Origin of the sequence: Oceanisphaera submarina, from assembly GCF_046521305.1 — a bacterium.
GTDB lineage: Bacteria > Pseudomonadota > Gammaproteobacteria > Enterobacterales > Aeromonadaceae > Oceanimonas > Oceanimonas submarina.
The window spans coordinates 1-25,668 of sequence record NZ_JBKGFN010000007.1; the positions used below are offsets into that span (position 1 = coordinate 1).

At 56.4% G+C, this 25,668-nt stretch carries 21 protein-coding genes; 2 read left to right on the forward strand and 19 right to left on the reverse strand.

All coding sequences use genetic code 11. The features are described 5' to 3' along the window. Positions 1-211 precede the first annotated feature (211 nt). The 8 genes from ACLEIV_RS08395 to ACLEIV_RS08430 form a co-directional block, all read right to left on the reverse strand. Positions 212-748 carry a cell division protein ZapC domain-containing protein gene (locus ACLEIV_RS08395; RefSeq protein WP_410456202.1) on the reverse strand — a complete coding sequence of 179 codons (537 nt, stop codon included), beginning with the start codon at positions 746-748 and terminating at the stop codon, positions 212-214. Between the two features lie 104 nt (positions 749-852). After that, positions 853-1,860, reverse strand: a complete 1,008-nt coding sequence (gene pyrD / locus ACLEIV_RS08400) for a quinone-dependent dihydroorotate dehydrogenase (protein ID WP_410456203.1) — start codon at positions 1,858-1,860, stop codon at positions 853-855. 63 nt (positions 1,861-1,923) lie between these two features. Continuing rightward, positions 1,924-6,759: an NAD-glutamate dehydrogenase gene (locus tag ACLEIV_RS08405; protein WP_410456204.1), complete on the reverse strand. Its 4,836-nt coding sequence runs from the start codon at positions 6,757-6,759 to the stop codon at positions 1,924-1,926. Between the two features lie 408 nt (positions 6,760-7,167). Then, entirely contained in the window at positions 7,168-7,389 is a 222-nt protein-coding gene (locus ACLEIV_RS08410; RefSeq protein ID WP_410456205.1) for a DUF2835 family protein, read from the reverse strand. Continuing rightward, positions 7,389-9,995, reverse strand: a complete 2,607-nt coding sequence (pepN, locus tag ACLEIV_RS08415) for an aminopeptidase N (protein ID WP_410456206.1) — start codon at positions 9,993-9,995, stop codon at positions 7,389-7,391. Before pepN ends, ACLEIV_RS08410 begins: the two co-directional genes overlap by 1 nt. Before the next feature lie 80 nt (positions 9,996-10,075). Beyond that, positions 10,076-12,082, reverse strand: coding sequence for a carboxy terminal-processing peptidase (gene prc / locus ACLEIV_RS08420; protein ID WP_410456207.1), 2,007 nt, complete (start codon positions 12,080-12,082; stop codon positions 10,076-10,078). A 10-nt stretch (positions 12,083-12,092) separates the two neighbouring features. Next, a complete protein-coding gene (gene proQ / locus ACLEIV_RS08425; protein ID WP_410456208.1) occupies positions 12,093-12,638 on the reverse strand; it encodes an RNA chaperone ProQ in 546 nt (181 codons plus the stop codon). Between the two features lie 87 nt (positions 12,639-12,725). After that, positions 12,726-13,184 (reverse strand): GAF domain-containing protein, encoded by a 459-nt coding sequence (locus ACLEIV_RS08430; RefSeq protein WP_410456209.1) that lies wholly within the window; start codon positions 13,182-13,184, stop codon positions 12,726-12,728. Between the two features lie 75 nt (positions 13,185-13,259). On the opposite strand from ACLEIV_RS08430, the gene ACLEIV_RS08435 reads away from it, so the two are divergent. Beyond that, positions 13,260-15,047, forward strand: coding sequence for an ABC transporter ATP-binding protein (locus tag ACLEIV_RS08435; protein WP_410456210.1), 1,788 nt, complete (start codon positions 13,260-13,262; stop codon positions 15,045-15,047). Between the two features lie 33 nt (positions 15,048-15,080). Here the strand turns inward: ACLEIV_RS08435 and ACLEIV_RS08440 are convergent, their stop codons facing one another. Continuing rightward, positions 15,081-15,389 (reverse strand): YebG family protein, encoded by a 309-nt coding sequence (locus ACLEIV_RS08440; RefSeq protein ID WP_410456211.1) that lies wholly within the window; start codon positions 15,387-15,389, stop codon positions 15,081-15,083. Positions 15,390-15,786: 397 nt separating this feature from the next. Between ACLEIV_RS08440 and ACLEIV_RS08445 the strand changes: the two genes are divergently transcribed. Continuing rightward, positions 15,787-16,965, forward strand: coding sequence for a Bcr/CflA family multidrug efflux MFS transporter (locus ACLEIV_RS08445; RefSeq protein ID WP_410456212.1), 1,179 nt, complete (start codon positions 15,787-15,789; stop codon positions 16,963-16,965). A gap of 195 nt (positions 16,966-17,160) precedes the next feature. Here the strand turns inward: ACLEIV_RS08445 and ACLEIV_RS08450 are convergent, their stop codons facing one another. The 10 genes from ACLEIV_RS08450 to fabG all read right to left on the reverse strand — a co-directional run bounded on the left by ACLEIV_RS08450 (position 17,161) and on the right by fabG (position 25,523). Next, positions 17,161-18,105, reverse strand: a complete 945-nt coding sequence (locus ACLEIV_RS08450; protein ID WP_410456213.1) for an SPFH domain-containing protein — start codon at positions 18,103-18,105, stop codon at positions 17,161-17,163. Positions 18,106-18,126: 21 nt separating this feature from the next. Next, positions 18,127-18,540 carry an NfeD family protein gene (locus tag ACLEIV_RS08455; protein WP_410456214.1) on the reverse strand — a complete coding sequence of 138 codons (414 nt, stop codon included), beginning with the start codon at positions 18,538-18,540 and terminating at the stop codon, positions 18,127-18,129. A 254-nt stretch (positions 18,541-18,794) separates the two neighbouring features. Further along, positions 18,795-19,583 (reverse strand): TatD family hydrolase, encoded by a 789-nt coding sequence (locus tag ACLEIV_RS08460; RefSeq protein WP_410456215.1) that lies wholly within the window; start codon positions 19,581-19,583, stop codon positions 18,795-18,797. A 45-nt stretch (positions 19,584-19,628) separates the two neighbouring features. Further along, a complete protein-coding gene (gene holB, locus ACLEIV_RS08465) occupies positions 19,629-20,606 on the reverse strand; it encodes a DNA polymerase III subunit delta' (RefSeq protein ID WP_410456216.1) in 978 nt (325 codons plus the stop codon). Continuing rightward, on the reverse strand, positions 20,591-21,214 hold the full coding sequence (tmk, locus tag ACLEIV_RS08470) for a dTMP kinase (protein WP_410456217.1): 624 nt from the start codon (positions 21,212-21,214) through the stop codon (positions 20,591-20,593). The genes holB and tmk overlap by 16 nt, the downstream gene beginning before the upstream one ends. 3 nt (positions 21,215-21,217) lie before the next feature. Further along, positions 21,218-22,225 (reverse strand): endolytic transglycosylase MltG, encoded by a 1,008-nt coding sequence (gene mltG / locus ACLEIV_RS08475; protein WP_410456218.1) that lies wholly within the window; start codon positions 22,223-22,225, stop codon positions 21,218-21,220. Then, positions 22,209-23,021, reverse strand: a complete 813-nt coding sequence (gene pabC, locus ACLEIV_RS08480; RefSeq protein WP_410456219.1) for an aminodeoxychorismate lyase — start codon at positions 23,019-23,021, stop codon at positions 22,209-22,211. Before pabC ends, mltG begins: the two co-directional genes overlap by 17 nt. A 58-nt stretch (positions 23,022-23,079) precedes the next feature. After that, positions 23,080-24,321 carry a beta-ketoacyl-ACP synthase II gene (fabF, locus tag ACLEIV_RS08485; protein WP_410456220.1) on the reverse strand — a complete coding sequence of 414 codons (1,242 nt, stop codon included), beginning with the start codon at positions 24,319-24,321 and terminating at the stop codon, positions 23,080-23,082. A 72-nt stretch (positions 24,322-24,393) separates the two neighbouring features. Beyond that, on the reverse strand, positions 24,394-24,630 hold the full coding sequence (gene acpP / locus ACLEIV_RS08490; protein ID WP_086963052.1) for an acyl carrier protein: 237 nt from the start codon (positions 24,628-24,630) through the stop codon (positions 24,394-24,396). 158 nt (positions 24,631-24,788) lie between these two features. After that, positions 24,789-25,523, reverse strand: coding sequence for a 3-oxoacyl-ACP reductase FabG (fabG, locus tag ACLEIV_RS08495; RefSeq protein ID WP_410456221.1), 735 nt, complete (start codon positions 25,521-25,523; stop codon positions 24,789-24,791). Positions 25,524-25,668 lie beyond the last annotated feature (145 nt).

A 25,668-nucleotide genomic window follows, 5' to 3' on the forward strand; every position in this document is an offset into this window, starting at 1 on the left:
GCAGTCTGGTAGCTCGTCGGGCTCATAACCCGAAGGTCGTCGGTTCAAATCCGGCTCCCGCAACCAACTTGTTGTGTACGTATCCCCTACCCTGTTCTCCCTCGTCGCTATTTATTATCCGTGCCTATTTATCAAATCAATTTCTGAGTCAGGCTGTTAAATCCAATCATATTTTCTTGCCGCTGATCGTTTACCGATTATGACTGTGTTTTCACCCTACTTTTCTTATTTCTTCTTCCTGGCAAGATGCTTCCAGGCTGATGATCCTGTCGTTCATCACCTTGATGGCACCAAATGTCGATAATTGCTTGGTTCCCGCCAGCAGTTGCTCCGCCGACAAAGACATGCAGACCGTCGCCGACGGCGAGGTTTCCACCACCATTAAGGTCAGCAACTCGGTCTGGACATCAAGCGCAATCAGCTCACCCAGTTGAGGCTGATGATAATCGGCCTGTGGCTCGAAAAACCAACTCTGTGGCATCAGTGGTTTATAAAAACGGGCGATGGCAATGCCGTTCAAGGCGGCCTGCACCCGTTGCGCAGGCGCGCCGATCGCGCCAAGTTTATCGAGAAAACGGTAATAGAGGCCGGTATCCTCTACCGAAAAACACTGATCCATATTATCGGAGCACACCAGTTGCTTCTTGATGTAAGGCGTACTGAACAGCATTTCCGCCCCTAAATCCAGCATCAGGTGTTGATCTTCGCCCATAAACCAGCGCCAGCCGTCGTTTGGTTGTAGTATCATCCCTGTCACACCTTGTGATAACAAAATTATGATATGGCTCCCCAGTTCCTTAATTTATATTGTATTTAGGCGTGGGGAGCAAATAATAAGACCTCTAATATTGGTTACAGGTGTCGGGCCAGACGTTGAACCAGTGCCGGTCCCTGATAAATAAAGCCGGAATACACCTGTACCAGGCCGGCGCCAGCCGCCATTTTTTCTCTGGCGGCAGTCAGTGAATCGATCCCCCCGACGCCGATAATTGGCAAGCGACCATCGAGCCGACGCGATAACTCCTTTATCACCTGGGTACTTTTATTCTGTACCGGCCGTCCACTCAGGCCCCCGGCTTCATGAGCATGAGGCAAGTCGAACACCAGCTCCCGATCCAAGGTGGTATTGGTGGCAATCACACCATCAATCTCAAAACGCACCAGGCTATCGGCCACCTGCTCGATTTCTTCCATCGACAAGTCCGGTGCTATCTTGACCAGCAGCGGCACCTGCTTGTTATGTTGCTCGGCCAGTTGCCGCTGTTTCTGTTTAAGCGAAGACAACAAGTCGTCGAGTGCTTCACCGTATTGCAGCGAGCGCAGGCCCGGGGTATTGGGCGAAGAGATATTCACGGTTATATAGCCGGCATGGGCATAGGCTTTATCCATGCAAATCAGATAATCGTCTTTACCCTGCTCTATCGGAGTATCTTTGTTCTTGCCAATATTGATACCCAGCACACCGGTGTAGCGGGATTTTTTAACATTCTCGATTAAATAATCGATGCCGTTATTATTGAATCCCATCCGGTTGATGATGGCATCGGCTTCCTTGATACGAAACAACCGCGGCTGTTCATTGCCTTGCTGGGCCCGCGGCGTGACGGTACCAATTTCAATAAAGCCGAATCCCATGGCGGCGAAGGCATCGATACAATCTCCGTTCTTGTCGAGACCCGCGGCCAACCCCACCGGATTATCGAAGGTCAGCCCCATCAGCTGTACCGGGTTATGGATTTTCGGACGACGATACAAGGCCGCCAGCGGGCCGTGCTGGGACTTGGCCAGCCCCTTGATGGTCAGCTCGTGGACATGCTCGGGGTCACATTGAAAAAGCAGGGGTTTAACCAGTGAATACACGTATTTTTCCTCATAAAAAAGCCCCGGTCATGGCCGGGGCTTTTGTGTGTTACACCGTGTTATTTAGACGGCGTTCATACAATTGAGATGGAGCAGGTTCAGCTCGCGCATGGCGACCGAGAACTGGGCAAACTCATGACTGCCGGACGCCTTGAAGTCCGCCAGCAGGTGGCGCCAGCGATTCAGCAACTGCTCATGCTCATCAAGCCACTGGTCGAGCATGTTAGCGCATTCAACCTTGGCTTTACAGCGTTTCAATACCACTGACGTCAGGCTACGCTGCTGATAATCCAGATCTTCCCGGAAGGCGGCCCGGGCCAGAGCCTGCCAGTGGTTACCCACCGCCTGCTTGTTGATCTGTTCCAGGAACCAGTGCAGCTCCAGCTCGGATCCCAGGTGGAAGTACAGCTCGGCCACCACCCGAATATCCCTGTCATGCTCGGCTGCGACCTGGGCCAGATCCAGGGCAGAGAACAGACTGCTCATCTGAGCTACTCGCTCGGCCACGTCGGTCGGCACCTCCTGTTTCTCGAGCCTGGCGACATCGTTCTTGTGCTCCTTGACCTCGGACTCCACCATCACCTGATAGAGATGTTCGGCCAGGGTCACATAGGCCGGCTTGAACTGGGCAATGGTTTGCTCGATGCTCTGGTTACGGTTACGTGAACGCAGGAACCAGCGGGTCGCCCGGCGAACCATACGCCGCACCTGATAGAACATATCCAGTTGGGTAGCTGCCGCCACCTTGTTGTCCAGCGCCTCGATATCGCGCAGCAGCTGGTTCATGCCGAATACTTCACGGGCAATCATAAAGCTGATGGCGATGTCGCACATGCTGGCACCGGTTTCATCCTGCAGCCGGTTGGCGAAGTTGAAGCCCATGTCGTTGACCATGATATTGGCCAGGCGGGTGGCGATAATTTCACTGCGCAGCGGATGCTCCATCAGCGCCTCACCGAACCGTTCCACCAACTTGGCCGGCATGCTGGATGGCAGCAGGCGGGCGATATAGTCGTTATCGGTCAGCTCGGGCACGTTGAGCATGTCTTTCAGCACCATCTTGCCGTAAGCCACCAGAATGGCCAGCTCGGGACGAGTCAGACCACGACCGGCAGCCATGCGCTCGGCCAGCTCTTCGTCGTTAGGCAGATATTCCAGATTGCGATCGAGTTTCCCTTCCCGCTCCAGCCAGTGCATGAAGTGCTGATGCTCCTTCAGCGGGCTGGCACCACGATGCTCGGTAATGGAGATGGTCTGGGACTGGCGGTAGGCGTTGGTCAGCACTATGTCGGTCACGTTCTCGGTCATGTCGTACAGCAGTTGATCCCGATGCTTCTTGGTCAGTTCACCCTTGTCGACCAGGGAGTTGAGCAGGATCTTGATGTTGACCTCGTTATCCGAGCAATCCACCCCCCCGACGTTATCGGTGAAGTCGGTATTGATGCGCCCGCCTTTACCGGCATATTCAATCCGGCCCAGCTGGGTACAGCCCAGGTTACCGCCCTCGCCCACGATACGGGTACGAAGATCTTCACCGTTTACCCGTACTGCATCATTGGCGCGGTCGCCCACTTCGGCATCGCTTTCCCGGCGTGATTTGACGTAGGTGCCGATGCCGCCATTCCACAGCAGATCGATGTCGGCCATCAACAGATGACGGATCACCTCGGTCGGGGTCAGCGTCGCCTTCTGGGTGCCCAGCAGCTTTTTCATCTGCGGGCTGAGCTTGATCGACTTGGCCGAGCGCAGGAAGATGCCACCGCCATCGGAGATCAGGCTGCGATCATAATCATCCCAGCTGCAGCCCGGTGTATTGAACAGACGCTCCCGCTCCTTGTAGGTGCTGGCGGCATCCGGTTCCGGGTCGATGAAGATGTGCAGGTGATTGAAGGCGCCCACCAGACGGGTATGTTCAGACAACAGCATGCCATTACCAAACACATCGCCAGCCATGTCACCGATGCCAACACAGGTAAAGTCGGTCTGTTGGCAATCGATACCGATTTCCCGGAAGTGGCGCTTCACCGATTCCCAGGCACCGCGGGCGGTAATACCCATCTTCTTGTGATCGTAACCGACAGAGCCGCCGGAGGCGAAGGCATCGCCCAGCCAGTGGCCATATTCGGCGCTGATTTCGTTGGCGATGTCGGAGAAGGTCGCGGTGCCCTTGTCGGCCGCTACCACCAGGTAATAATCGTCTTCGTCATGGCGCACCACATTCTTGGGCGGAATCACTTCACCCTGAATGATGTTGTCGGTCACGTCGAGCAGCGCTCGAATAAACAGGCGGTAGCAGTTCTGTCCTTCCTTGAGGAAGGCGGCCCTGTCACCGACCGGCAGTTGCTTGCAGACAAAACCGCCCTTGGCGCCGACCGGCACTATGACGGTGTTCTTGACCTGCTGCGCCTTCACCAGGCCGAGCACTTCGGTACGGAAGTCTTCCCGACGGTCGGACCAGCGCAAACCACCCCGAGCCACCTTGCCCCAGCGCAGATGCACCCCTTCCACCCGCGGCGAGTAAACGAAAATCTCGAACTTGGGCAAGGGCAACGGCATGTCGCTGATGGTTTCGGGTGCCATCTTGAATGAGATATAAGTCTTGTCGCTGCCATCAACGGCGGGCTGATAGAAGTTGGTTCTCAGGGTCGCTTCGATCATTTCCATATAGCGGCGGATGATGCGGTCATCGTCCAGGTTGGCGACCTTGTCCAGCTCGTCAATCAGCTGCTGATGCAGTTTCTGCTGTTGCTTGGGATCCTGCTTGAGCTTGGGCGAGAAGCGGCGCTGAAACAGGCTGAACAGCAGGGCTGCCAGTTCCGGATAGCGAGACAGGGTTTCTTCGATATAACTCTGGCTGAAGGTTACACCGGTCTGGCGCATATACTTGGCGTAGGCACGCAGTATGGTTACTTCGCGACCACTCAGCCCCGCCGCCAGTACCAGGCGATTGAAACCGTCACTTTCCAGCTCGTTGTTCCACACTTGGGCGAAGGCTTTCTGGAACCGCTCCTGACTGCTGTCCAGATCGAGCGGCGAGCCGGTGTAGTACATGGAAAAGTCGAGGATCCAGAAAGTTTCATCGACACACTCGATTTCATGCGGCGTTTCACCGATCACCCGCAGCCCCATGTTTTCCAGCATCGGCAGGACGTCGGACAGATGAATGGGCTCGGCTCTGTGATACAGCTTGAGACGTACCCGATTGGAGTCCCGCTCTTCTTCCTGAGCCCGATAGAACAGCATACCCAGCGGGCTGTTATCGTTCAGTCCTTCCAGCTTTTCGATATCGCCCACTGCAGAGCCGGGCATCACCTCTTCGGTATAGGCACGTGGAAAGGCATTGCGATATTTTTCTTTCAGTCGATTGCTTTCGGCTTCACCGAAGCTGATAGACAGCGACTGCTCCAGCTTGTCTTCCCAGCTGCGAGCCGCTTCAATCAGATTTGCCTGAATTTCGTTCACGTTGATATCCATCGAATTGTTCGGTACCCGGATCAGATAATGGGTACGGGCCAGTACGCCTTCCGAAAAATAGGTGGTGAATTCCACTTCTTCTTCAGAGCCAAAATAACGCTGCAATATGCGCTGGGTTTTTTCACGCAGCGCCGTGTTGTAGCGTTCCTTGGTGACATACACCATGCAGGAGAAGAAGCGGCCGAACAGATCCCGGCGTACAAAGAGCCGGGTCATGTCCCGCTCCTGCATGCCCAGCACCCCCATGCCGATATCGAGCAGTTCCTTTTCGGTCGCCTGGATCAGCTCGTCGCGCGGATAGGTTTCCAGAATATTAAGCAGCGCCTTGTAGGCATGAGAGCCAAGCTCCAGGCCGGAGCCGTCGATGATACGTCTGAGCTTGGCGCCGATCAGCGGGATCTGCATGGCACTGGTGTTATAGATGCTGGAGGCATACAGGCCGATAAAGCGATCTTCCCCGACCACATTGCCCTTATCGTCGAAACGCTTGATGCCGATGTAATCGATATAGGCGGGTCTGTGTACCCGGGATTTATGATTGGTCTTGGTCAGTACCAGAATATCCTTGCTCAGCGCCGCCTCGCGAGCGGTCGCAGTCAGGCTGCTGAATTTGAGGCTATCGCCCTTTTGTACATGACGCAGTAAACCCAGGCTGGTGTCTTGCTCGGGCACCAGCTCGTAGTCACCCTCGATGGCGGAAATATGATAACGACGGTAGCCCATCAGGGTAAAATTGTGATCTGCCACCCAGCTCAGAAAAGACAGGGTTTCTTTCAGGTGTTCCGGCTTGGCGCCCTTGGCCTGCCTGGGCAGCTCCTTGATGATGTCGCCGAAGCGCTCCACCATCGGCTGCCAGTCGCCGACCATCAGCGACACTTCTTCTACCACCGACAGCAACTCGTCGCGAAGGTGATCACGAGTCTTCGCCTGGGGCTGCCTGTCGATCTCGATCAGAAAGGCGGTTTCTACCCGATTCTGTTTTTTCTGTTCACTGCTCGACAGTATCTGTTGCAGTTTACCCTGCTCATCGCGCACCAGGTGCATCGGCTGGTGCAGCATCAGGTGTGAAGTAATGCCCAGCCGGGTCAGTACCATACGGATGGAGTCCACCAGAAAAGGCGCGTCTTTGATGATCAGTTCGACGATGGTGTGAGGGGACTGCCAACCGTTGCGGGACAATTCGGGATTATAGACTCGCACATACGGCGTTTGTTCGGCCCGAGTTTCAAAAAAGCCCCACAGACTGACAGCAGCACCATACAGATCGCTATCATTACGATGATTCAGATCGTCATAGGTCATACCGCTATAAAGCTTGCTGACGAAGGTATTTACCAGGGGGGCGGTATTATCGGAAAACTTGTCATCTACCAATTGATTCACATTTTCAAGTAAAACGGACGTTGCTGCGTCTTTAAATATCATGGCTTCGTGTTCCTCGGATACAGGCAATGACCATGGGGGAAGTAGGGCCCCAACGGGACAAAAACAGTGTAAGCCCGCACTATTTCGAATGCGAGCAAAGCCAAAGAAAAAGGTCTCAAAATATCGACCCGATCACGAGTGGGCAGAATATATACAAAGTGAAAAAAACCTTTCACCAAAGAATACTCTGAAAGTAAATGAATTGTTTCTTGATGATATGGATGCTTGTTAAGGGCAATATGGTGCAATAGAGGCGGAATAGTTATTCATATTAAAACGAAAACCATGAAAATAAAGAAATAGTAAAAAAGCAGATTATGCTACCTAAAACAACAAAAGGAAGGAGTGTTCAGGCACGGAAAGGTAGCCGACGGCATATCCATGCTCTGCATGGATATGCGTTTATTATCAGGACAGGCGGTTGAGCCTATGCAACTGACGCTGCTCGGTAAGCTCTATTTCAAAACGGCCGTTAAGGCCGTCGTGACCGACAAAACCTCGAAAGTGATGCAGGGCCACCTGCAAGCGCAAACCCTGCTCTGTGATGACCGACAGGGCCGCGGTGCGACCCTGATAGTACTGCAGCAGCTGCGCTCTGCTGATGGACAGACGAAAACGCAGCCTCTCCATCAGGTCAGTGCCTTGCTGATTTTTTCGAACAAATCCCGTGACAGCGCCGGCAATGCCATCAACTGCTGTAGCCGCGTCTTGATCAAGGCCTGTCGAACATCGTCCAGCCGGGCAAACTGGATAAGTGGCGTCACCAGACGCGAAGCCACCTGCGGGTTGCTGTCGTTGAGCTGTTCCAGCACCGACACCAGCAAGTCATAGCCGGCGCCATCGATGCGATGAAACTGCACCGGGTTACCGGTAATAAAGGCACCGACCAAGGCCCGTACCCGGTTAGGGTTGTTCAGGCTGAAGGTCGGGTGATCCATCAGTTGCGCTACCTTCGCCAGCGTCCCCTCACCCGGCGCCGTGGCCTGCAGCCGGAACCAGTTGTCGAGCACCAGGCCATCCTGACGCCATTTGGCTTCAAAGTCGGCCAGCATGGCCACGCTCTCATCCGCCTCGGCCCGTACCGCCGCCTTCATGGCCGCCAGGGTGTCGGTCATATTGTCGGCTTCCTGATACTGATGTTGCGTCTTCGCCGCATCGCCGGCCAGAGCGAGGTAACCGAGCGCCACGTTTTTCATCGCCCGCCGCGCTATATCCTGGTGATCGATTCGGTATTCGGGGGTCAGGTTCTGCTCATAGGCCTGCTGCCACAGGGGCCGCAGGGCCTCTGCAAGCGCCACATGCAGCTGCTGATGTACCTGGCCCAGCAAGTCGATATCGACCTGTTCGAACAGTTCCAGCAGGCTGCCCAGATCCGGCAGCGTCAGCATCTGTGCCTGCAGAGCCCGATCCAGGGCAACATCTTCCAGAGTAGTACGAAACACCTCTATCAAGGTGCGCGGCACCTGGATCACATCACCGCGCTGCAGACGAGCCAGATTGTCCACCACGGCCTTGTTGATCAGCATCTGCACCGCGTCCCAGCGCACAAATTCGTCGATACTGCTCTTGGCCAGCAAGGTCAGCTGTTCATCGGTATAGGGATAGTCCAGCTTGACCGGGGCGGAAAAACCCTGCAACAACGCAGGAACGGGCCGGGACGGGATTTGTTCGAACACAAACCGCTGTTCGGCTTCCAGTACATCCAGTACCGGGCCGACGGTGTCGCCGTTGACCATCAGCGACAGCGGCTCGCCCTGCTCGGTATAAAGCGCCAGGCTGAGCGGAATATGCAGCGGCAGCTTGCCAGGTTGCTCCCGGGTAGCCGGGGTATGCTGACGTACGGTCAGGGTATAGCGCTGTAGGTCGGCATCAAAGTCGTCGGTCACGGTCAGCACCGGGGTACCGGCCTGGCTGTACCAGCGTTTGAAACGAGTCAGGTCCCGCCCGCTGGCCTCACTCATCGCCGTCACAAAGTCCTCACAGGTGGCGGCCTGGCCGTCGTGACGCTGCAGATACAGCGTCAGCCCGCGCTGAAATGCCTGCTCGCCGAGCAGGGTATGCAGCATACGAATGACTTCCGAGCCCTTCTCGTACACGGTCAGGGTATAGAAGTTGTTCATTTCGATGACCGCATCCGGACGAATGGGATGCGCCATGGGACCGGCGTCTTCCGCAAACTGGGGGCCACGCATGATGCGTACATTCTGAATGCGGTTCACGGTGCGCGAGCCCAGATCGGACGAGAACTCCTGATCCCGGAACACGGTCAGCCCTTCCTTCAGCGACAGCTGAAACCAGTCGCGGCAGGTCACCCGGTTACCGGTCCAGTTATGGAAGTATTCGTGACCGATCACCCGTTCGACATCCAGATAATCGTTGTCGGTGGCCGTGTTGGCATCCGCCAGCACAAACTTGGCATTGAAAACGTTGAGACCCTTGTTTTCCATGGCACCCATGTTGAAAAAGTCCACCGCCACTATCATGTAGATATCGAGATCATACTCCAGGTGACAACGCTGTTCATCCCAGGCCATGGAGGCCTTGAGGCTGTCCATCGCATGCCCGGCCCGGTGCAGATTACCCTTGTCGACGAAGATCTCCAGCGCCACGTCCCGTCCGCTCATGGTGGTGTAGCTGTCACGCAGCACGTCGAAATCACCCGCTACCAAGGCAAAGAGGTAAGCCGGCTTGGGAAAGGGATCCTGCCATTGCACCCAGTGACGGCCATCATCGAGTTTGCCCTGATCGAGTCGGTTACCGTTCGACAGCAAATAGGGATAGGCGCTCTCATCGGCGGTGATCCGGGTACTGAACCGCGCCAGCACATCGGGTCTGTCCAGGTAATAGGTGATACGTCTGAAACCCTGGGCTTCACACTGGGTGCAAAACGCCGATCCCGACTTGTACAACCCTTCCAGCGCAGTATTGGCGGCCGGATTGAGTCGGGTCCTGATGGTCAGTACGAATTCTTCCGGCAACTGAGACAGGATAAGTCCACTCTCGGTTTGCTGGTATTGTGCGATATCCACTCCGTTGATGGCCACCCGCAGCAATTCGAGCTGCTCGCCGTCCAGTATCAACGGCTCGTCGTGTTCACCATTGCGGCGCACCCGGCTGATGGCCACCACTTCGGTGGTACTGTCGTGCAGCTGAATGTCCAGATCCAGGGTATCAATCCAGTAATGAGGTGGCTGATAATCTTCGCGATATTGCACTTGCGGTTTTGTTTGGGTCATAGCGGAGATCTCGTTAACGTCGTCGGAGAGGGCTTTAAGAAAAAGCCCGGATCCGGTCAAACCGGATCCGGGCTTGGGGTTCAGCCAAGCAGTCGGGCCAGGTCGGCAGTAATGCGTGCCGCTTCTTTCAGATAGCCGTCATCCGGCTCAAAATCGCTGGGGGTATTATCGAGGGAATCCACCGGATCCAGTCCGGCCCGCCGTAACCGGTCGTTAAGACGAGCCAAAGACTTGGCGTCCTGCTCTTCCATCTCGGTTTTGCGCTCGGCAAGATTGAGTGAAACCGAGTCCTTGTCTTTCAGTTTCTTGTATTCCTTGATGTCTTCAAAGACATAAACAAACTCGGGATCCTGCTCGATTCTCGCCTGATGGCGCTGACGAAGCTGACCCAGCAGCGGTGTCAGATCCCGAATACGCTTGAAGTCGAGGCTGGCAATCTGATCCCAGGGCAGGGCATTTTTCTCCAGACTTTCGCCTGTTTCATCGGCCACTATGGGGGTCGGGAACGGGATATCCGGTTGCACGCCCCTGTTCTGGGTGCTGCCACCGTTGATACGATAAAACTTGGCGATGGTAAACTGCACAAAACCCATGGGGTGTTCATAGAGATCGTAAATGCGCGACAGGCTGCGATGCTGTTGTACCGTCCCTTTACCAAAGGTGTTTTCACCCAGGATGACCGCCCGGCCATAGTCTTTCATGGCGGCGGCAAAAATCTCGGAAGCCGAAGCAGAATAACGATCAACCAGCACCGTCATCGGTCCCTCGTAGGCCAGCATGTCGTCTTCGTCGCCATTCACCGAAATACGGCCCAGACCATCGCGGATCTGCACCACGGGGCCGCTGTCGATAAAGAGCCCGGTCAGGGACGATGCCTCGGTCAGAGCACCACCACCATTGCCGCGCAAGTCGATAACCAGACCTTGAATGTCCTGGGTTTTCAGCTTGTTGATTTGTTCCGCCACATCGGCGCTGAGGTTGACGTAGAAGCTCGGAATTTCGATAACACCGATGTTTTCACCGTCGATCTGCAATACCTTGCCGTTGGCGGCTCTGTCTTCCAGTCGAACGGTGTCACGGATCAGCTCGATGACTTTTGGCGTCGCCGTCACCGCCTTGCCACGCTGAATTTGTAACCAGACCCTGGTGCCTTTACGGCCCTTGATCAGATCAACCACTTCATCCAGCCGCCAGCCGATCACATCGGTGACCTTGTCGGCACTCTGCCCCACCCCGATAATGCGATCTTCGGGTTGCAGCTCACCGGACTTGGCCGCAGGGCCGCCCGGTACCAGTGAGCGGATCACCGTATAGTCGTCTTCGGCCTGCAGTACGGCACCGATGCCTTCGAGCGAAAGGTTCATTTCGGTCTCGAAACGTTCGGCATTGCGGGGGCTGAGATAACTGGTGTGCGGCTCTATGGCACGGGCAAAGGCATTGGCAAAGCTCTGGAAGGCATCTTCACTTTCACTCTGGGCCAGGCGCTTGATGGCATTGTTGTAACGCTTGCCCAGGGTCTCGCGGATCTCGTCCCAGTCTTTATCGGCCAGCGCCAGACTCAGGGCGTCGTATTTGACCCGCTGAGACCAGAGCCGGTCGAGCTCCTGCTTGTCTTTGGGCCAGTCAGCCTTGCGGCGATCGAACTGATATTGCTCCTGACCGTCGAAGGTCATGGGGGTATCGAGTAACGACAATGCATACACCAGACGCTGATAGCGTTGCTGCAGACTGTCGTTATACATATCGAAGGCAATATCGAGTCGACCGGCTCTCAGCGCATCGTCGAACTCGTTGCGATAGCGCTCGAAACGGGCGACATCGGCCTGAGTAAAGACGTTTTTGCTGTAATCCAGACTTTCGATAAAGCGATCGAAGATCACTTCCGAGAAAGCATTATCAAGCTGAAACTGACGGTAATGAGAACGGGTGAACAGCGCGGTAACCCGCTTGCTGGCAGCCGCATGCTGACTTTCCGGTACCAATACAGGAATGGCGGAGGCATCGATGGACGGCGGTACCGCCCAGGCGATTCCCGCAGCCATAATACCGGCGGCTACCAGAGACAAACGAATTCCGGGATTGATCAAACCCTACTCCTTAAAGAATAAGATGCTCAAACTTGACGCGCATGGACATGCCGGTTTTAAGCTCCACCTGAACATCATCACGAGTCACTTCCTTAATGGTAGCGGGAACCGGTGACTTGCCCAGCAATACTTTAACATTCTGCTCTACGGTCAGAGCCGCCGGATCCACCTTGCGGGGCTTGGGCCGGGGCTTTTTGGCGGCAGGCTTGTCCTTGCGCGGGCCAAACACCTTTTCTTTGCTTTCCTTGAGCGCGCCCTTCGCATGATCGACATGTTCCTGGGTCAACTCACCGCAAGCTTCGCCATCCAGGTCTACCCGAGTCTGGCCGGCCTTGAGGCCGTGCAGATAACGCCAGCTGGAGGTGTACTGACGCAACGCCGTGCGCAGCAGGGTCTTGGATACCTTGGGATCCTCCGCCAGACGGCCGGCCAGATCCTGAAAAATACCAATTTTCAGCGGCTTGGCTTCGCCGGTCGCTACGAAGCACTGGGGGAAGCATTCGGCCAGATAGGCAATGACTTCTTTACTGTTTTTCAATTTTTCCGAGTTTTCCATGAAATACCTTGGTGTAAGACCTGAGGGCGCAACGCCCATTGAAACATGCATATTATAAAGCGCACACCGACAAAAGCGACCCCGGCGTTACAACAGGGGTAACACGGCGGCTACCCAGTGCCGCAAACCGGCTTCGTCTTCTTCATCAAAACGTCCAAACGAGGGGCTGTCGATATCCAGTACGCCCCATACCACATCACCCTGGCTCAACGGCAGCACGATTTCGGCGTTGCTGGCCCCGTCGCAGGCGATATGGCCGGAAAATTCATGTACATTGGCAATCCGCTGTACCTGATCGGTGGCGGCGGCAGTACCACAAACTCCCTTGCCGACCGGGATCCGGATGCACGCCGGTTTGCCCTGAAAAGGCCCCAATACCAGGGTATCTTCTTCGCGCAGATAAAAACCCACCCAGTTGATGTCTTCCAGTGCCAGGTTAAGCAGGGCGGACAGGTTCGCGAGCTTGGCAATACGATTGGGCTCCCCTTCGCACAGGGCAAGTGCCTGAGCGGTGAGGCTTTGGTAAAATGCAGACTTTTCAGACATAAAGTACAGAGCGCCGTTAATTTTTGCTTAACTTACCTGCCCTTTTCCCAAATGAAAACCCGATGATGGTGATTGATGGATAAAAAAACGCTGAATGCCCCGCTTTTGCAGTGGCCGAACATCATTCGGATGATGCAGCGCCATCGCCCCCTGCTGATTTATGCGCATCTTTTTGCCCTGTGCGGCACCCTGCTGGCAGTGCCGGTGCCGCTGCTGATGCCCCTGTTGGTCGATGAAGTGCTGCTGGACAGCCCCGGCCGCCTGTTGAGCGGACTGGACGGGCTGCTGCCCGCGGCCTGGCAGACCGGTGTCGGCTATATTCTGGCAGTACTGGTCATCACCCTGCTGCTGCGCAGTCTGTCGCTGGTGTTCAACATCATTCAGGGCCGTCAGTTTGCCCGTGTGGCCAAACACCTGACCTTTCAGATCCGTCGACGGTTGGCTCGCCAGTTGACCAGAACCCCCCTGCGCGCCTTCGAGTCCATCGGAGCCGGCAGCGTCAGTTCGCATTTTGTCACCGATGTGGAGACCCTGGACAAATTCCTGGGGGAAACCCTGAGCCGTTTGCTGATCAGCATATTGAGCGTGATCGGCACGGCCGTGGTGCTACTGCTACTCAACTGGCAGCTCGGGCTCTTTATTCTGCTGCTCAACCCGGTAGTGGTGTATTTTTCCAGCCGGCTGGGGGCCCGGGTCAAGCATCTGAAGCGTAACGAGAACAGCGCCTTCGAGGTGTTTCAGCAGGCGCTGGTGGAAACCCTGGACGGCATTCACGAAATTCGGGCCGCCAACCGGGAACGCCACTATATGCTGCGGGTGATCGACCGGGCCCGCGGAGTACGAGATACCGCCATCGACTATGCCTGGAAGAGTGAAGCCGCCGGTCGCGCCAGTTTTTTACTGTTTCTGTCCGGGGTCGAGCTGTTTCGAGCCACCGGCATGATCATGGTGCTCTATACCGATCTGACCGTGGGCCAGATCTTCGCGGTATTCAGCTATCTGTGGTTCATGATGGGACCGGTGCAGGACTTACTCAACATGCAGTACTCCTTTTATGCCGCCACCGCCGCGCTCAAGCGCATCAACCGCATGCTGGCTCTCGGGGGCGAGCCCGAACATACGGGCCGCACCGACCCCTTCGAGGGCGCTACTACCCTGCCGATTTCGGTGAAGGGGCTCAGCTTTTCCTACAACGGCGAGCGCAAGGTGCTGGATGATGTCAGCCTGCAGATCCGGGCCGGAGAGAAGGTGGCGCTGGTCGGTGCCAGCGGCGGCGGCAAGTCCACCTTTATACAGCTGCTGCTGGGTCTGTATCCGGCCGATGCCGGAGACATCTGCTTTGGCGGCGTCAATAGCCGGGACATCGGATTTCCGACCATTCGTGAACATGTGGCCACTGTGCTGCAGCAACCGGTGCTGTTCAACGATACGGTACGCTCAAACCTGAGTCTGGGTGATATGCATGACGACGAGGCGCTATGGCAGGCATTGCGGGTGGCACAGCTGGACCAGGTGATAGCGGCCATGGAGCTGGGGCTGGACACTCAGGTGGGTCGGCGCGGCGTCAAACTGTCGGGGGGGCAGCAGCAACGACTGGCCATTGCCCGCATGGTGCTTAAAAACCCGGCCATCGTAATCCTGGATGAAGCTACCTCGGCACTGGATACCGAAACCGAGCAAAAACTGCATCAGGCGCTGGCCGGATTTTTGCGGGGCAGGACCACCCTGATAGTGGCGCACCGCTTGAGCTCGGTACGCCAGGCGGATAGAGTGCTGGTATTCGAAGACGGCAAGATCAGCCAGTCGGGCACCCATCACGAGCTGCTGGACCAGCCCGGTTTATATCGCACCCTGTATTATTAGCCAGTGGTGAGGCATGAGAACAGAGGGGTCAATTCAGGCAACGGCCTGAATATCGTCGTCATTACCGGTAGAATGAGCGGCTTCAGACTTGTCCGTCACCTTATCGGCTTTTTTTGCCGGCTTCTTTTTAGGCCCGCTCAACTGCTCCTGATGCTGTGCCAGATACAGGGCCAATGCTTCTCGGTCGGCCTCATTCAGGCTGATCGGGGCATCGGCCAGCAGCTCATCGAGGTGCTCGGCCAGGTCGAGCAGACGATCGTAGGCATCTGCGTCTTTTTTATTGGTAAACGTCATTTTATCGATTCCGTTTCTTACCACCAGGTACTGTATTATGACTGCCATAACTGACTCCTATTCTGTATGTATATACAGTAATATCATGTTATCCCGGTTGCAAGCCGGAATCGTTACCGTCCCCCTGGTCTGTGCAACGATGTTATTCTAGTAACAATGGCTGGATCCGGTCGTTTGCATGGTAATGGACAACTTTTTTGGCCAGTTTCTGGCGAGTAGGCGTATTCTGGCCGATAGTTTAATCGAAGTGCGCCTTTTTTTGGTGCCTTCACACTAGCGCACGGCTCAGTATATGAGCCATTCCCCTAGGCCAGGTACAGGGATTTCGTACCTGGCTTTTTTTGTTTGTTATTTTTGGTTACTTTTTGCCAATAATTACAACGACTTTATTGCAATAACAGCAGGCTCGGAGCCTGGTTGTTGCTCCGGAGGAACCTGCTGCGTTATGTCATCCAGTGCCACCTTACCGCTGATTATCTTGCTGGGCGCCGTGTCTGCCCTCACCCCATTGGCTATCGATATGTACCTGCCGGCCATGCCCGCCATCGCCGACGCACTATCCAGTAACTCCCATCGCGTACAGGCCACCCTTGCCGCCTACACCGGCGGCTTCGCCCTCGGCCAGCTGTTGTTTGGCCCGCTTTCTGACGCCCGCGGACGCCGCCCGGTACTGCTCGGCGGCATGTTGATTTTCATGCTGAGTGCCCTGCTCTGTGCCCTGGCTACCAACGTCGAAAGCCTGACCTGGCTCAGAGCGGCTCAGGGCTTTGCCGGCGCCGCCTCTGCAGTGGTGGTACAGGCGCTGGTGCGCGATTTGTTCGACCGGGAAGACTTCGCTCGCACCATGGCCTATATCACCCTGGTAATGACACTGGCCCCCTTGATAGCCCCTATGCTGGGCGGTCATCTGGCTCACTGGTTTGGCTGGCGTTCCATTTTCTGGGTGCTGGCCGGCGTTACCGCCCTGATAGCCCTGATCTGCAGCTTGCGGCTGCCGGAAACCCTGACACCGGAACGCCGACAACCGTTGCACCTGATGTCGATCCTGCGCAGCTACCTGCGCCTTCTCTGCACTCGTCAGGCCTTAGGCTTCATGCTCTGTGGCGCCTTTTCCTTTGCCGGCATGTTTGCCTTTCTCACCGGCGCCTCTTTTATCTATATCGAACTCTACGGGGTATCTCCCCAGCACGTCGGTTATCTGTTCGGACTCAACGTGCTGAGCCTGATGCTGTTCACCACCCTCAACGGCAAATGGGTGCACCGGCTGGGGTCGAAAACCATGCTGCGACTGGCACTGGGGTTGCAGCTATTGGCCGGACTCCTGATGCCGATCGGGCCCCTGCTGGGTTGGGGGCTCTGGTCGGTGGTGGCACCCATCATGCTCTATGTCGGTGTCATTTCCACCATCGGCAGCAATACCATGGCCAGTCTGCTCAGCAGCCTGCCCAATCTGGCGGGTACCGCCTCATCGCTGGCCGGCACCCTACGCTTTGGCACCGCCGCCCTGGTGGGCGCCGTGGTCTCCGCCCTGCCCGACAGCTCACCGCTGTATATGCTGCTGACCATGAGCGGTTGTGCCCTGATATCAATGCTGGCCTATCGACTGTTGTGCGATCGGGAGTGATAGCTGTCCCATTTAACCCGTCGATCTGTGTGATTGTCATATCAACCCCGAACAAAGGGCCCGCTCTACCGACTCTCTGTGAGTGTCATTATCGCGCTTGCCACCATTGCGCCGACAGCATGATTATGTTCAATATTGACGAAAATAAAACGGGAAGCCTGCGCTTCCCGTTAATCCCGGTTTATTAATCCAGGTTTATTTTGACGGGCCCTTGAGCAGGGCTTCGATGCTGCCTACTGCACCGAGTACGTTGCTGGCTTCGAACGGCAGGAAGATACGATCCCCTTCCTTGCCAATTTCCGGCAGCGTCTTCAGATATTCCAGTCCCAGCAGATAACCTACCACCAGTTGTGGCTCCAGTTTCTCGTTGCCGGCGGCCAATACCTGATCGATGGCCTGACGCTGGCCGTCGGCCATCAGGATGGCAGCCTCTTTTTTACCCTCGGCCACCAGAATGCTGGACCGCTTCTCACCTTCCGCCTTGGCGATGGCCGCTTCCCGTTCGCCACTGGCGCGCAAGACCAGGGCCCGGCGCTCCCGCTCGGCGGCCATCTGCTTGCGCATGGCGTCTTCGACTTCGGTTGGGATCAATATGTCCTGTATCTCCACCCGGGTGACCTTGACGCCCCACTTGTTGCCCGCCTCGTCCATCACCAGCTGCAACTTGTCGTTGATTTCCTGACGGGACTCGAACAGCTTGTCCAGCTCCATCTTGCCCATTTCAGAACGCAAGGAGGTTTTGGCCAGAATTTCGATAGCCTGGATCAGGTTTTCGGTCTGATAAACGGCCCGCTCCGGATCGATGACCTGAAAGTAGAGGGCGCCGTTCACGGTTACGCTGACGTTGTCGGCGGTGATCACCGACTGACCGGGAAAGTCGAGTACCGTCTCGCGTCGGTCGATGCGGGTTTCTTCCTGCACCACGGCGACGTTTTCTCCGCCGATGGCCTGATAACGCCGCACCTTGATAGAGCGAGGCTTGTCAACAAGCGGAATAATCCAGTTCACGCCCGGACTCAGGGTTTTCTGATAACTGCCGAGGCGCTCGATCACCACGGCTTCCGACTGCTGTATGATCATCAGGCCCTTGATGATCAACACCAGGATCAATACCGTAAACACCAGAGCAATTATTAACATCGAATCCATTGAGGTTCCCTCTTAATCTATGATGGCGGTAATGCCATCGAAGCGGCGGATCTGAACCCGATCGCCGACCGTTAACGGAGCGTCCGAGACACTTCGAACCGGAAACAAGTCCCCCTCCAGCTTGAGGCGCAACTCACCGGAAGTCAGCTGTACTATTTCTCCCTGCTGCTGGCGGCTCTCTCCGGCCAGAAAACTGGTTCGCTGCGACGGTGCAAAGCGGCGAAATAATCGCTTGAGCAGCGGCGCCAACAGCGCCGCCGCCAGGGCAAAGGTAAACCACTGCCAGGTGATGCCGACATCCAGCCAGGCGACGACCATGGCAGCCAGCGCCGCCAACCCGAATGCAAAGGCGAAGAAACCGGTGCCCAGTAATTCCAGTAACAATAACAACAAGGCGGCAATCAACCACCAATGCCAGGCAAGCAAGGTATCACCTCCCGAAAAAGACACAATTGAAACTAGAGTTACTATAGAGGACAGGCAGATAGAAAGGAAACGGGAAAACGATGCGAGGAGTCAGGGGAGAGGCGTTAAAGATGAAACACGGCGCCGAGCTTTTGTTTTGATGCTATTTGCAAAGGCATACCGGGGCAGGCCCGGTATGCCAATACTTGGCCTTGGGTGTTTATCTTGAGCCTGGCACTTGATGCTCGGCGCTGTTCTCACCCTTCATCTCGCGATCAACTGCTGACTGGCTTGGCCAGCTTGAACAACTCGAAGAAGTTGGCGGTGGTCTGTTCGGCTACCCGCTCCACCGGCACACCTTTCAGATCGGCGATAAACTCCGCCACGGTACGGGTATAGGCGGGTTCGTTTTCTTCGCCACGAAACGGCACCGGTGCCAGCCAGGGTGAGTCGGTTTCCACCAGCAATCGCTCCAGCGGCAGCGCCTTGACTACCTCGCGCAACGCTTCGGCGCTACGGAAGGTGACGATACCGGAAATCGAGATATAAAAACCCAGCTCGATGGCCGCTTCCGCCATTTCCAGCGATTCGGTAAAGCAGTGCAGCACGCCACCCACCTTGTCGGCCCCGCCCCGACGCAGAATATCCAGGGTATCTTCCTGGGCATGTCGGGTGTGGATCACCAACGGCTTGTTCAGGGCCACCGCCACGGCCACATGTTGCTCGAACGAACGACGCTGCAACTCGGCGGATTCCGGAGCATAGAAATAGTCGAGCCCGGTCTCGCCAATGGCCACCACCCTGGGGTGTGCCGCCAGTTGCAACAACAAGGCCGGATCGCTGGGTTCATCGTCATGGTGCAAGGGGTGCACGCCACAAGAGGCAAATACCTGGGGAAAAGGCGTTATCGCCGCCAGCATGTCAGGAAAGGATGACAGCCCGACGCTGATGCACAGCATGTGATCGACGCCGCGGTTGGCGGCCTTGCGAACGGCGTCGGCCATGTCGCGATGTTTTTTTCCGTATTCGAGCTTGTCCAGATGGCAATGGGAGTCAACCAGCAAAACCGTCTCCTTTGAATCGATCGTGAGGTGTGAAGGGGAAGCCCCTCAGCTTATGTTAATCAGCCAGTCGTTGAGCCACTGGCCCAGTTGCAGACCGGCATTCACCGGTCTGCCGGCACCGGGTTGCAGGATCTGACGCAATTGCAGCAAGCTGGTAAGCGCCTGTCTGAGCTTCTCGGGGCCACGCTGGCTCAAGGCTCGGCACAGGTCCTCGCTGTCAGCCAGGCGTAAACCGGTCGAGGATAATCCCAGTGCCAGCTGCAGCGCATCCTGCAGCAACAGCTGCAGCCAGAGCAGATGCACCGGCTGCTCCAGCAGGCCGCTCTGTACCGAGGTCAGTGTCTGCGGCAGTTGGGCCAGTTGGCCAAACTGCTGTAACAGTTCCCGGCGACGCTTGTCGGTACCGGCGGCAAGATAATCTCGGGTACCGAGCGGCGAGCCCTGGTTGACATTCAGAGCCGCCAGATTTGACTCCAGCCCCAGCCCGGACAACCAGCGCAAGACCACATCAGATTCGGGTACCGGTAACAGCCACTGTTGGCAGCGACTGCGAATGGTCGGCAGCAACCGTTCGGGATGAGCGCTGGTCAGCAAGAGCGTCGCTTCCCCCGCCGGCTCTTCCAGGGTTTTCAGCAGCGCATTGGCGGCGGCTTCGGTCATCTTGTCCGCCTGCTCGATGATAGCGACCTTGCCGTGGCCCAGGCGAGCACTTTCACTCAATACCTGAGTCAGCTGACGGATGGCATCCACTCCTATGCTGCGCTGCTGCTGGCCGCCGATCACATGCAGATCCGGATGATTACCGGCCTTAATCAGCTGACAGGAATGGCAATGTATGCAGGCGACACCTTGTTTGTTATCTGCAACATTTGTATGTTGGCATAATAAAGCCTGCGCCAATGCTGCCGCCAACGCCCGCTTGCCGATGCCCTCCACCCCTTTCAGCAAGAGCGCATGGCCCAGCTGTTGCTGGCGTATCAAGGCAGTCAACTGCTGCTCTTGCCCGCTTAGCCAGGGATACACAGGCGGCGCTCCAGACAGGCCAATACCGCAGCTTTTACGTCTGCTTCATTGCGGCTGGCATCAATCAGCTCGCAACGGGGACTATCCTGTGCCAGCACCAGGTAACGGGACCGGGTTCGTTCAAAAAAGCCGAGCTGCTCCTGCTCGATGCGATCGAGTTCGCCCCTCACCCGAGCCCGATCCAGCCCCTGAGCCGGATTGATGTCCAGATACAAAATAAGGTCGGGTGCAAAGTCGCCCAACACCGCCTGCTTTATCTGCGTGATCAGCCGGGCATCGATGCCCCGGCCGCCGCCCTGATAGGCCTGGGAAGACCAGTCATGCCGGTCTCCCACCACCCAGGTGCCGGCCGCCAATGCCGGCTGAATACGGTTTTTGACCAGTTGAACCCGGGCCGCATACATCAGCAGCAGCTCGGCCTCCATGGTCAGCGGCTCTTCGTGTACCTCTTTCACCAGGGTGCGCATCTTTTCGGCCAGCGGCGTGCCGCCCGGCTCACGGGTACTCATCACCGACAGTCCACGGGATTCGAGCCAGGCCACCACATGGCGCTGCACCGTACTCTTGCCGGCCCCCTCGAGTCCTTCAATCACGATAAACTGGCTCATGTGTTACCTTTTCAGAATATAACGACGAACCGCGTTATTGTGTTCGCGCAGTGTCTTGGAAAAATAATGTCGTCCCTCGCCCATGGCCACAAAATAATAGTATTTGCTGTGCTCCGGTTGCAGGGTAGCCATGATGGCTTCCTTGCTCGGCATGGCGATGGGCGTCGGCGGCAGGCCATCAATCATGTAGGTGTTATAAGGCGTATGGGTCTGCAGATCCCGCTTGCGGATGTTACCGTCATAATCTTCTCCGATGCCATAGATGACGGTAGGATCGGTCTGCAATCGCATGCCCCGCCGCAGCCGATTGATAAAGACAGAGGCAATCAGCGGTCGTTCTTCGGCAATGCCGGTTTCTTTTTCGATAATGGAGGCGAGGATCAGCGCCTCATAAGGCGTCTCGATGGGCAGGCCGGGTTCCCGCTCGGCCCAGGCGTCAGCCAGAAAACGCTCCATCTCGTCATGGGCCCGCTGCAGTATGGAAATATCGGTATCACCCGGGGTATAGCTGTAGGTTTCGGGCAATAACAGGCCTTCCAGCTTGTTCTGCTCCACCCCCAACCGTTCGGCGAGTTCGCCGTCGTCCACATCGGTCAGTTTTACCTCCAGGTATTCCGCCCCCGCCAGACGTTGCAGCCAGTCGCTCAAACGCAGTCCTTCCACCAGGGTGATCTGCAGCCGGTAAACATCGCCGTTTACTATGGTCATCAGCGCATCGCGCAGTCGGGTACCCGGCTCGAATTTATAGGTGCCCTGGCGCACCGCCGCCAGCTCGGGATGAAATCGCAACCACAGCCGACGATACAACTCGGGTACCGGCTTCGCACTCAGGCGATTGATCAGCCTGAAACTGGTCTCCCCCCGAGCCACCACAAACAAGGGTTCATCGGTGGAGGCGATCGTCATCCGCTCCAGTTGTTGCCATTGCTGGTATCCATACAGACCTAACCCACCCAGTCCCAGCGCCACTGTCAGCGACAAGCGCATCAGCCATTTACTCAGTTTCTTCATAAGCCTGCTGTAATTCCTTCACCATGATAAAGTCGGATGAAAAATGTCGTTCGCCAATCGCCGTGACCGGCACTACGCCCATCAGGGCATTGGTCAGCCAGACTTCGTCGGCCGTCAGCAGCCGGGACAAGCTGGCATCAGCCAGCGTCAGTCGTTCCCCCAGATGATCCAGACACCAGGCGCGCAAGGTACCGCAAACGCCGCCCATCGACAAATCCGGTGTATACATCCGTTCGCCTTCGCGCCAGAACAGGTTGGCAGTCACCGCCTCCATCACCCTGCCACCGGCATCGAGCACCACCGCCTCCGGCCAGCCCTTCGCCTCCAGCTCGGCTTTGAGCATCACCTGCTCCAGCCGATTCACCGTTTTCAGGCCCGCCAGCAAGGGGCTCTGTCCAAGGCGGCCGGCACAGACGCCGATGCCGATACCCTGCTGCCGCCATCGATAATAATGCGCAGGAAAAGGCGAGCGGTTCAGCATCACAATCGTCTCGCCACAGCCGGCGATACCGTAGCCACGAGCGCCGGGACCACGAACCAGGGTGATGCGCAACACCTGATCGCCGTCATTCGTCGCCGCCAACGCCGCTGCATACAGCGCGTTCCAGTCCGGCATCGGCATCTGTAGTCGGGTACAGGCCGCCATCAATCGAGCCTGATGATAGTGCCAGTGGAATAGCCGGCCTGCCCTGGCGTGCAGGGTACTGAAATGCGCATCGCCCAGTTGCCAGGCCCGGCTCAGGGCCAACAGAGGATCCGTGTCTGCAATAATGGAGTCTGTGAAAATAGTCTGCATGATCACCCAATAAAAAAGCCCGGCGCTAAGGCCGGGCTCGCGATTGGCCAAAAGGCCATTATATGCGTTTGAAAATCAATGAGCCATTGGTGCCGCCAAAACCGAAAGAATTGGACAGGGCATACTCGAATTGACCTTTCTTGGCCTGGTGAGGCACCAGATCCAGATCGCACTCGTCATCCGGGTTATCCAGATTGATGGTGGGGGGCGCAATCTGATCACGCAACGCCAGCACGCTGAAAATGGCTTCCACTGCACCGGCAGCACCCAGCAGGTGACCGGTCATCGATTTGGTCGAGCTGATCATCAACTGATTGGCATGCTCGCCAAATACCATTTTCATGCCACGCAGCTCGGCCACATCACCCAGAGGGGTGGAAGTACCGTGCGCGTTGACATAACCGATAAGCTCGGGGGCGATATCCGCATCCTTGATGGCATTGGCCATCGCCTTGGCAGCGCCGCTACCGTCGGCGGGCGGTGCCGTCATGTGATGGGCGTCGCCACTCATGCCAAAACCAACCAGCTCGGCATAGATGGTAGCGCCACGCGCCTTGGCGTGCTCATACTCTTCCAGCATCATGACGCCGGCACCATCACCCAGCACGAAACCGTCGCGCTCTTTGTCCCAGGGACGACTCGCTTTTTGCGGTTCGTCGTTGCGGGTAGAAAGAGCCCGGGCCGCGGCAAAGCCACCCATACCCATGGTGGTAGAGGCTTTCTCGGTGCCGCCCGCCAGCATGGCATCGGCGTCACCGTAGGCAATCATGCGTGCGGCCAGGCCAATGCTGTGAGTACCTGTGGTACAGGCGGTGGTCGCCGCAATATTGGGGCCACGAAGGCCTTTCATGATCGACAAATGACCGGACACCATGTTGATGATGGTAGACGGTACAAAAAATGGGCTGAGCTTGCGAGGACCACTGGCCATCAGGTTGGTATGGTTCTGCTCGATAAGACCCAGACCACCGATTCCGGAGCCAATGGATACACCAACGCGATCGGCGTTTGCTTCGGTGATATCAAGGCCAGAATCGGCCATGGCCTGCAAACCGGCCGCCACGCCGTACTGGATAAACAAATCCATCTTACGGGCTTCTTTCTTGGCGATACCATGAGCTTCGGGATCGAAGTCCTTGACCAGGCCTGCGAATTTGGTGCTGTAATCGGTAGTATCAAAGTGCTCGATGTTGCTGATGCCGCTTTGGCCTGCCAACAGGGCCTGCCAGCTGGCATCGACCGAGTTACCGACAGGAGAGAGCATACCGAGGCCAGTCACCACGACTCTGCGTTTGGACACAGGTGCGTCTCCGAATGGGGGTTAAAACGGGGAAAGAACCGAAGTGGCGACGGCCACTTCGGTACAGGTTTATTATTCCTGGTTAGCGTTGATGTAATCAACTGCCGCTTTAACGGTAGTGATTTTTTCAGCTTCTTCATCAGGAATTTCGGTGTCGAATTCTTCTTCCAGAGCCATTACCAGCTCAACGGTGTCCAGGGAGTCGGCGCCCAGATCATCAACGAAAGAGGCTTCAGATTTAACTTCTTCTTCTTTAACACCCAGTTGCTCGATGATGATTTTCTTTACGCGTTCTTCGATGTTGCTCATGACCAGTATTATCCTTTAGAAATACGCAAGTGCGTGTCGTTGCGGTAGTGTATTAAATTAACCGTAGTTTGCAAGACTATTTGAGTCTGGTCAAACCAGAAAAACTGCTTAATATGTCGCAATTTTCGTCAAACAGCCTCTAACTGCGGAGATTTTCATCACACCATGTACATGCCGCCATTTACGTGCAGCGTTTCACCTGTGATATAACCGGCCTCATCCGAAGCCAAGAAGGCCACGGCAGAGGCAATTTCTTTCGGGTCGCCCAAACGTTGTGTCGGAACTTGTGACAAGATAGCGGCCCTTTGCTCTTCATTCAATGTGCGCGTCATGTCGGTTTCGATAAATCCGGGCGCCACCACATTGACGGTAATGCCACGCGACGCCACTTCACGACCCAGTGACTTGCTAAAACCGATGAGTCCGGCCTTGGCAGCCGCATAGTTGGCCTGACCGGCATTACCCATGGTGCCCACGACGGAGCCGATGGTCACGATACGGCCTTGACGTTTCTTCATCATGGCGCGCAGCACCGCCTTGGACAGGCGGAATACCGAGGTCAGATTGGTATCCAGAATATCCTGCCACTCGTCGTCTTTCATCCGCATCATCAGGTTATCGCGCGTGATGCCGGCATTGTTGACCAGCACATCGATGTCGCCATAACGCTGTTTGATGGTATCAATCAACTGATTCATGGACTCGACATCGGTCACGTTCAGCACCAGACCCGCGCCCTTGTCGCCCAGATAAGCGCTGATCGCCTCGGCACCCTTCTCACTGGTGGCGGTACCGATAACGGTCGCGCCACGGCTGGCGAACAGCTCGGCGGTTGCCCGGCCGATACCCCGGCTGGCGCCGGTGACCAATACCACTTTACCGGAAAAACTCATAATGACTCCTTCGATTGTGCAAAGGGCTGGCAGAGTGAAGCACGCCGACACGCCATAACCCCATCCCTGGGGCTCGGACGTGCCGTCCCTGGCATGCCACGGTCGGCTTAGCTGTCACTCTGCCATCCCTTATCAATTCTGCGTT